Annotated in this window: 8 protein-coding genes and 1 pseudogene; 1 reads left to right on the top strand and 8 read right to left on the bottom strand. The window is 29.2% G+C overall.

The window, feature by feature from the left end:
* The 8 genes and pseudogenes from A2255_00755 to A2255_00720 form a co-directional block, all read right to left on the bottom strand.
* A pseudogene (locus A2255_00755) lies at nucleotides 1–210 on the bottom strand (hypothetical protein).
* 10 nt (nucleotides 211–220) lie between these two features.
* A complete protein-coding gene (locus A2255_00750; GenBank protein OGI20893.1) occupies nucleotides 221–1213 on the bottom strand; it encodes a glycosyl transferase in 993 nt (330 codons plus the stop codon).
* 1 nt (nucleotide 1214) lies between these two features.
* Nucleotides 1215–2189: a hypothetical protein gene (locus A2255_00745; GenBank protein OGI20892.1), complete on the bottom strand. Its 975-nt coding sequence runs from the start codon at nucleotides 2187–2189 to the stop codon at nucleotides 1215–1217.
* Nucleotides 2190–2204: 15 nt separating this feature from the next.
* Nucleotides 2205–2993 (bottom strand): methyltransferase, TIGR04325 family, encoded by a 789-nt coding sequence (locus tag A2255_00740; GenBank protein ID OGI20891.1) that lies wholly within the window; start codon nucleotides 2991–2993, stop codon nucleotides 2205–2207.
* Complete coding sequence (locus tag A2255_00735) at nucleotides 2986–3897, bottom strand: glycosyl transferase (GenBank protein ID OGI20890.1); 912 nt, start codon at nucleotides 3895–3897, stop codon at nucleotides 2986–2988. The genes A2255_00740 and A2255_00735 overlap by 8 nt, the downstream gene beginning before the upstream one ends.
* Before the next feature lie 26 nt (nucleotides 3898–3923).
* Nucleotides 3924–5477: a hypothetical protein gene (locus tag A2255_00730; GenBank protein OGI20889.1), complete on the bottom strand. Its 1554-nt coding sequence runs from the start codon at nucleotides 5475–5477 to the stop codon at nucleotides 3924–3926.
* Between the two features lie 52 nt (nucleotides 5478–5529).
* Nucleotides 5530–6219, bottom strand: coding sequence for a hypothetical protein (locus tag A2255_00725; protein OGI20888.1), 690 nt, complete (start codon nucleotides 6217–6219; stop codon nucleotides 5530–5532).
* Nucleotides 6220–6252: 33 nt separating this feature from the next.
* Nucleotides 6253–7305, bottom strand: a complete 1053-nt coding sequence (locus A2255_00720) for a hypothetical protein (protein OGI20887.1) — start codon at nucleotides 7303–7305, stop codon at nucleotides 6253–6255.
* A 192-nt stretch (nucleotides 7306–7497) separates the two neighbouring features.
* On the opposite strand from A2255_00720, the gene A2255_00715 reads away from it, so the two are divergent.
* Nucleotides 7498–8568, top strand: a complete 1071-nt coding sequence (locus A2255_00715) for an NAD-dependent epimerase (protein OGI20886.1) — start codon at nucleotides 7498–7500, stop codon at nucleotides 8566–8568.
* The last annotated feature ends 508 nt before the right edge of the window (nucleotides 8569–9076 follow it).

Genomic DNA, 9076 nt, shown 5'->3' with positions numbered 1-9076 from the left:
TACCATCATTATTATAAACAGTACAACTGCCCTGCAAGCTTACAAGAGCCTGTATAGTTGTTTTATGTCTATGTCTGCCTCTTGTTGAGTCATCAACACCATATATATATAGAAAATTCTTTTTATTGAAAAAGGTATTTCTTTATCTTCCAATACGGTTAAATTACCTCTATTATCGGTAAATGTCTTTAAATCCATTAAATATGCCATTTAATTTCTCCTAAATATTATCTTTAATATCTTTCATTCCTAATAAAAACTTTAATATGATGTAAAATTTTCGTTTTATATTTCGCTGAATTTCTCTGATTTCCCAGGGTGAAGGAACTTTATAAGGAGGTTTTATTACCTCAATACTATTAATTTGTTTGCTTATTCGTCTAAGATGTTTGATATACGGCTCATAAATTAATTTTTCAACCTTTTTAGGTATTTTATACCAGCTTTTATTGGTTATATGATTTATCTCATTAAATTTTACAGTATGGAAGTGATAAAATATTACCTCAAATTTTATATTTTGATTGTTCTGTTTAATATAAATCTTGTTGTGCTTTTTACTAATACTATATTGTTGCACATTCCAGGGAGCTACTCCTCCCCCCATATGTTGAAGTTCGTGAATTCCGTCAAATCTTGTTGTCCAGTCATCCAGATATTTTTGATCTCCAAACTTTCCATCTTCAAGTTTTGCATAACACCATTCAATACAAGCATTTCGCCACCATTTAAGCACTTCTAAACCATTATCATCATTTTTAAAAGTGATAAATTGAACACAATACTTGCCAAAAGATTTAGACTGAAGATAATTAGGAGAAAATCGATGTTCTGTTATCAGTACAGACTTATCTCCCAGCTCGTTTAATAAGGCATCAGGTGAAGAATAAAAATATAAATCTGCATCAATATAAGTACAATGATCCAACTTATACTTTTCAAGCACATACAGAATGGTTGATGAAGTACAAGTCCAACAATATTCACCTAACGTACGAGTTGGCTTTACTCTTAAAAGCTCTTCATCTTCAAATTCACTTAAAGATATTATGCTTGTATACTCAAGATTAAGATTTTTAAGTATTTTATAGCATTTATCATCAAAAGCAAAAATATAAAGATGAAAATCATTACAATGTTTTTTAAGGGATTCATGTAAAGCCAAACCCTGCGGTAAAAATCTTAAATTAAATAGCGTACAAAAATATTTCATTCTATTTCCTACTTTTAATTATTTTTTCTGAAATCTTTTTTATAATATGGCTTAAAGACCTATATTTTTTGAGCTCAACTTGATAATTTAACTCAAGTTCTTTTAAAGTATGATCTTCTAGTTTTTTAAAAATTTCATCATCGTATTTTTCAAAACCTTTTAAGGCTATTTCAAGTGCAAAACCATACTGCCCTTCAATAATTGAAAAAATCCAACCTAATAAAAAATCCCTTTTATCTAGCAAATCTATTTGTTTAAAATCATTAAAATACAGAACTTCTACCCATCCTGGAGAAATTTTTAAAGTAGACAAGATATTCTTACTGATTTTTTCACTAAGTTTTTCAAGAGTATATTTACTCAATCTTTTTGAACCCAGTATATTTATATCTGACATCCAGAAATTATTTGTATCCATATACAACATTAAATCAACAAACTTATCTTCTCCTTCATAAGCATCAATAATGCCTGGCTCAAATTCAGCTACTAAAATCTTATTAATAATTTCTTCACCTAGACTTTTAAACAATCTTAAATCTATTCCCTGTGAATCTGTCTTAAACCAATCTATTTTCTGTATATTTAACTCACTTATCACAGTTGGTAAATCTACAGTTTTTATTTTAATTTGCTTTTTTACTTCAAAAATATCTGCAAATTCCCAATCTTCTAATTTTTTCGTGGCTGGATAGAGCATGCTTGAACAAAAAGGAGATCTTGTAAGATAAAAGTCTGATTCATCAGATGATTTGTCAGATACTACACAGTTATACACATACAGTTTTTTGTAATTATCTGTTTCTTTTTCTACAAACGACATTTCTCTTTTATCTGCATCAAAAGCAATGCAGATAGAATGTTTTGCTATATCTTTCCATTTTTCGTGCAACTGACCTGAAGCACCTATATCAAGTAATACAGGTGGATTTTCTATAAACTCATTTCTGCCTAAAATCTCGTCAATAACACGCATAAATAACCTTTCAGCTTACCTTCTCTTAAATATAAAACCTTTATCCTGAGCTAGAATTTTTGTATTTTTATCTCTAATTTCTATTTGCCCAGCTAATGCATCAAATTCAGCTATAAGTTCATATTTCTCTTTAAATAGATCAAAGAACTTCCTTTTATTAAAAAACCATGCTGGATAGCTTGCATTATATACTTCAGGCGGAACCTTCTGAATTGTAAGAATATCTTTATTTTTTAGAGTAAATGATGTTCTATCAAAAATTATAAACTTAATTCCTTTATCTATAACACTTTCTAATAATTCATAAGGGTTTTCAAGATATTGCAAGACACTTGAAAATATTATAACGTTTGGCGATTGTTCTTTTATACAAGTATCAATATCATAGTAAAACTTTAATATATCATCCTCAAAGTGCTCTTTTCCGCAATCCACAAAGTGTTTTTGCTCAACAATACACCATTTAATCTCATTCAAGTTAGTTAATAAGTTCTTATTTTGAAAATAATGACTACCTAAAGAGCCCCCAAAGTCTAAAATTCGAAGCTTATTGTCACTATTTAATGCAGCATACAATAGACCTCCTAAAAGTCCCCAGGAATACTCGGTTTTGTTAAATAAGACAGAATCTCTTTCAAATATAGCTTCACCATTTTTAACTTTCAAAAGAGAGCTTTTGACCTTTTCAAGAATCTCAGCAGAATCATAACCTAAAGAATGCTCTTGAGCTTCTTGCCAGTTGCTATAATTACCCCAAAAACCATATTTGGTATTTTTATCTTTTTCAAAAAGCCGCTTAAGCATTTTTTATAATCCTTTTTATGTTATTTCTTATTTTATGCCAAAAGCCTTTTCTATTTGAGCTAATTGATCTAAAGTATTTTTCTATCTGTTTTCTGGCAGATTTATTTTCTTTTAAAGAAATACAATCTATTTTTATCCTATTATCAGCCAAATTGCTGTCATAAACATTAGTTATTTTGCAGTGGGTTCCAATGCCATCTAAGCCAATATTTTGAACTAAAGATTTTCCTGGATAAAGAGTTAATCTGTCTTTTAAAAAAGCAGAAGCATACCATCTTATTGCCCATGAACTATTTATTCCTGTTACTTGAGCTTTTAGGATATCAATATAAATATATGATCCATTAAAGTCAAACTCATAAGTTAGTTTTTTGTTTTCTAATTCCTGCAATAACTTTTTTCCATCATGTTCAAATAAGTCCCAACCTCTTTTCCAGGTTGCCCATCCCCAGCAATCAGCTCCCTTCATGAAAAAAGTGTTAGGAAGTTCTTTTTTAACCGGATATATATAACCGTGAATACTTATAACTCTATCCTCATTTTCATAATACTCAAGAGCTTCATTCATATATTTAAGAAAATATCTTGAAGTCACCATATCATCTTCTAAAACAATGATTTTTCCATACTTATTAATTACTTCCGTAACCCCAGAGATTATGGAATTTGCTAAACCCAGGTTTTTTTCTCTTTCTATGACTATAATTTTCTTAAATTCAGATATAGTTTTAATGTATTTTCTTATTTTATTGACTTGTTCTGATGATTTTTCATCCTTAGCACCATCAGAAAATATATAAAGTTCACTATCTAATGCTAAAATGTTGTTCTGTAAAGCATTAATAGTTTTTTCTAAATGTTCAAGCCTGTTATATACGAATAAAGCTATTGGTGCTAAACTCATAAAGCTAATTCACCTCAATTTTAAGATTAATAATCCAGCCCAAGAAGTTTAAGTCTTAATTTATCAAGATTGATTTGAATAAAATCGTACAATTTAACATAAGCCTCTTTTAATAGTTTAGCAAAACCCTTATCAGTTTTATTAAAAATTCTTCTACGAATTTTACTATCTGCAATTTTAACAGTTTTTCTGAGATTTTCAACTTTAACTACATTAGAGCCAATTATTTTATTTCTTTCCTGAATATATGTTGATTCGAGCTTCTTACGCATGAATTCGACTTCTTCATTGCTCATATCTGAAAGATTTACCGATACCTGGGACATTTGTTTTACAGAATCAAACCTTTTATAAAAATCATAGTGATCTTTTAAAAGTCCTTTTTGAAGAGCTATATCATAAAGTTCACTTCCAGGAAATGGAGTAGCAATAGTAAAGGCATATTGAATATTTTTATTGTATCTCAGGGTTTTGAGCATTAAATCCATTGATTGTTGAGCATCTTCCATGGTTTCTGTATATTGTCCTACCATAATTGATACTGTTGGTAAAATTCCTACATCTTTTAATCTGCGTAATCCTGAAATTATCTCATCTACCGTTATTTTTTTGTTCATTATATCAAGAATTCGTTGAGATCCTGACTCAATACCTAATCCCATTATACGACAACCGGTTCTTTTCATCTCTTTTAATGTTTCATCATCAATTCTATTTAAGATATCAAACCTACAAGAAACACTATAATCAATTTTATAATTTAATTTTGCAATTGCCTGTATTAAGTCCTGAGCCCTTTTTGGAGATGACAATACTAAATCATCACCAAAATAAAGCATATTACCATTAAACTTTTTAATAAGCATATCAGCTTCAGTTATCATATTTTCAATAGATCTATATCTGGGCTTGCTGTGATGATAGCAAAAGTTACAGGTAAAAGGACAACCACGACCTCCATGAATAGGGATTACACGATCATTATAATGCCAATGAGGTTGAGATAAATCTGTATAAAATCTGCCTACATTTAACCATTTTTCAGAAGGAAATAATTCATAAGGAATAGGAGGAATTTCAGATAAATTATGAATATAATTACCTGTTCCTGTTGTTGTTATTTCTTGCCCATCTCGAACTACTAATCCTTTTACTGATAAAGGTGATTCATTATTTCTTAAAGCAGTAACTAATTCATGAAAAATAATCTCACCTTCTCCAATAATGCCATAATCCACTCCAGTAACCTCAACGGCAAACTCTGGCGTGGGAGTCACCATTTGTCCACCAATTACAACAGGAAAATCCCTTCCTTCTTTATCAAGAATTTTTATGAGTCTTTCAACTTCATATAAATCGGGATATATTGTACCAAAACCAACTACTAAAGGTTTTAAATCTATTATTTCTTGGACAAATCTCTTATACAACGCAGGATTCTCAGGTCTAAACAAGACTTTTACATCCTCTCCCTGCTGCTTTAAATATCCAGCAATATAAGCATAGCCAAAAGGAAAAGTATATTGTATATCCTTAGAGATGAGCACAACAGGTCCGGATTTATTTTTACTATGTAGCATTTTATTATTCCTCAATTGCTCAGAATTATTTTTTACACAAACATTTTTTATATTAACATTTTTTAAATAAACCCAACCATCCTGTCGGCCTTCCTATTGTTCCAAAGGAAAACCTAAATAAAAAAGCTAATATAATATTAATAAACTCAGGTAGTTTATTTCCTGTTTCTATAACAAGTGCTCTATAGAATTTTAAACGAAAAGGCTCTCTTCTATAGTAAAGATCCACCAATTTTAAAGTATATTTTGAATAAAACTGAACTTGACTATTTTTATTTCCGAAAACCATCTCAATACCTAAGGGATGATATGGTTTTACGTGATCAAAATCATCATAGAAGTTTTCTTGATAAAGAGGAGATAAAATTAATAAATGTCCATTATCTTCTAAAAAATCCAAATAAAACTCTAAAAACTCTTTTAAATCCTCGTATTGAAAATGCTCAATTATATGAGACATAACAATTAAATCAAATTTTTTATTTTGGTAATTTTCTCTAAAATCTTCTACACCAATAACATTTAAACGATTATCTTGGCATTTCTTTACAAGAAATTGATTTTTCTCAATTCCAAGTATATTTTTAAATCCAAACTTCTTTAAAAGCTTTATTTTGTATCCAAACCCACATCCAACATCTAAAATAGCTATATTTCTATCGAAATTAGCCAATATTTTCTTTAGATTCTTCTCTTCACTTTCACTTTCTATAGATCGTATTATCTTTTTAAGACTTTTCATAACCTCTCTTAATTTTCACTATTTTTGTCTAGACTAACCACCTTTTATATACTGATTAGGATATATTTCTTTTCTTCTTTCTGATACCAAGCAACTTATGCCTGAAACTATTTTTTTAAAGAACTTTCTATCATTAGCCATTATTGATTGAGGTTTTATTATAATATTTGATTTTGCTTTTGAACTTATTCTACTATTACAAACTTCTGAAATTAGCGCAAATAAATTATATTTATCTAATACCAAATCTCTTGCCTCTTTGATTTTATCTATAGATTTTTCATACTGATTATTTTTGATAGTTTCCTCTATAATCCTGATCGCTTCTTCTGGCTTAGTTATATCAATATAGGTATAAGATCCTTCAGGAAAATAATCAGATATATTAGGACAACCATAATAAAACGGATAAGCACCATCCAAATAAGCATCTGCTAGTTTTTCAGTCCAGTAATCTGGATATGAACTATTTTCTATAGCTAAATGATATTTATATTTTGAGACAGCATCCCATTTATCATTTACTTTATTTTCTATTCCAAAAACAGGAGTTGTTTCTATTCCTAAAATATCTACTTGAGAACCAAAATAATCATATACCGCCTTTAAAAAGGTTAATCTCTTTCTATGTCCTTCGGTAAAACTCTTATTAGAAACTACAGTTGACATTAACTTATTTTTTTCAATATATTTCGTTGTCTTAAAATCATCATAAGTCTTTGTTTCTACAGTGGACCATTTTTCATTTCTGCGTAAACCTACATTCCAGGGTAATCCTTGCTGAGTATAGATAATATTAGGATGTTTAATATTACGATTGCAAGTGATAATTAAACCAAATTGCTTAATAAAATTTTTGTTATAACTTTTTACACTCGGGGGTTCTGCTGTTATTAGAATTATATTTTCAGGTGAACATTTTGTCTTTTCAGTTCTTGAAGGCTCATCATAAACTACCCAGAAATCACATTCTTCAACATCCTGGTCTATGAAGAATTGACAATCTCCCCATATTCCTGATGAATTTGGGGTTTGGCGGATTAAATGCAAGTCTGAAAATTGAGTTGAAAACTTTATTTTGATCATTTAATTACCTTATATATTGGAATAAATACAAGGTTTATTATTATTATATACTTTAACAATAATAAAAATCATGAACTGAATAATGTATATCAAATATAAATATATACTTAAAATTTTGTGCTATATCATTTATTATATAAGAAATTCTATTCAAAATATTGAAAAATCTGTAGATTTTAAAGAGGTAAAAGTATGAGCATAATCCTGGTCACAGGTTCAGCTGGATTGATTGGCAGTGAGTCAGTAAAGTTTTTTCATTCAAAAGATTATAAAATAATTGGTATAGACAATGATATGCGTGCTTACTTTTTTGGCAAAGAAGCCAGTACTTTTTGGAATAATGAAAAACTTCAACAAGAATTGGACAATTATAAACATTTTAATATTGACATCAGGGATTACACAGAATTAGAAAAAATCTACCAAGCTTATAATAAAGATATAGCTGGAATAATACATACAGCAGCACAACCATCTCACGATTGGGCAGCTAGAGAGCCTATAACCGATTTTACTGTTAATGCTAATGGCACACTAAATTTACTTGAGCTTACAAGAAAGTACTGTCCTGATGCAGTGTTTATTTTTACCAGTACAAATAAAGTTTATGGAGATACTCCTAATCATTTACCTTTAATAGAACTGGAAACACGCTGGGAAGTAGATCCTCATCATCCTTTTGCAAAAGATGGGATTGATGAATCTATGAATATTGATAATTCAAAACACAGCTTATTTGGAGTAAGTAAAGTAGCAGCTGATGTACTTGTTCAAGAATATGGAAAATATTTTGGGATGAAAACAGTTGCTTTTAGAGGAGGATGTTTAACAGGTCCAAGCCATAGTGGTGCAGAATTACATGGTTTTTTAGCGTATTTAATCTTAAATGCAGTTAAAAATAAAGAGTATACCGTTTTTGGATATAAAGGAAAACAGGTAAGGGATAATATACATAGCAAAGACCTAATTAATGCTTTTTGGCATTATTTTCAAAATCCAAAAAGTGGAGAAGTTTATAATATTGGTGGATCAAGATATTCAAACATATCAATATTAGAAGCAATAAATTTTATAGAAGATATTGCTGGCTATAAACTTAAACATAAAATATCTGAACAGGCAAGAGTTGGGGATCACATCTGGTATATCAATAATGTAAACAAGTTTAAAAAGCATTATCCTGCTTGGGAGTATGAATATGACATCAAAAAAATACTTACAGAAATGATAAATGCGGCTGAACACAAAATTTTTGCCAAGTAAGAATACCTGATAATACTTTAAAATTTATTTAATACTGCAATAATTTTATAAATATCATCATCTATATGACTGTAGGAAATAGGTAAACTAAGAGTAGTATTGTGAATTTCCTCTGAAATTGGATATTCTCCTTTAATAATACCTTGCATGGCTACTTGTTTATGAGGAGCAACGGGGTAATGTATTTCTGTTTTAAATGGCTTTGAAGTTTCTATACTAAACGGGGCAAAAGATGCTTTAAAAAATATAATCTTAATAATTATAGAGACCTATAATTGGTATCCTTGTAAAAAAGTCTTAGATTTCCTGAAATGAGCATTCACTTACAGGAATTAGGGTTTGAATGTATAGAATTAATTTTACTGTCTTATAGCAAGAAATTTTAAAGTATAATATTATGTCTATTAAAAATTCGAGGTTTATAGGGTGAAAATAGCCATAGGAAAATTAGGAGGGTTAAGTTACGCCTTAAAAACCTCTTTGGAAGATTTGGATTTTGAAGTAATTT

This window comes from Candidatus Melainabacteria bacterium RIFOXYA2_FULL_32_9, assembly GCA_001784615.1.
In the GTDB taxonomy this organism is placed as follows: domain Bacteria; phylum Cyanobacteriota; class Vampirovibrionia; order Gastranaerophilales; family UBA9579; genus UBA9579.
This window is presented reverse-complemented; position numbering and strand designations above follow the sequence as displayed.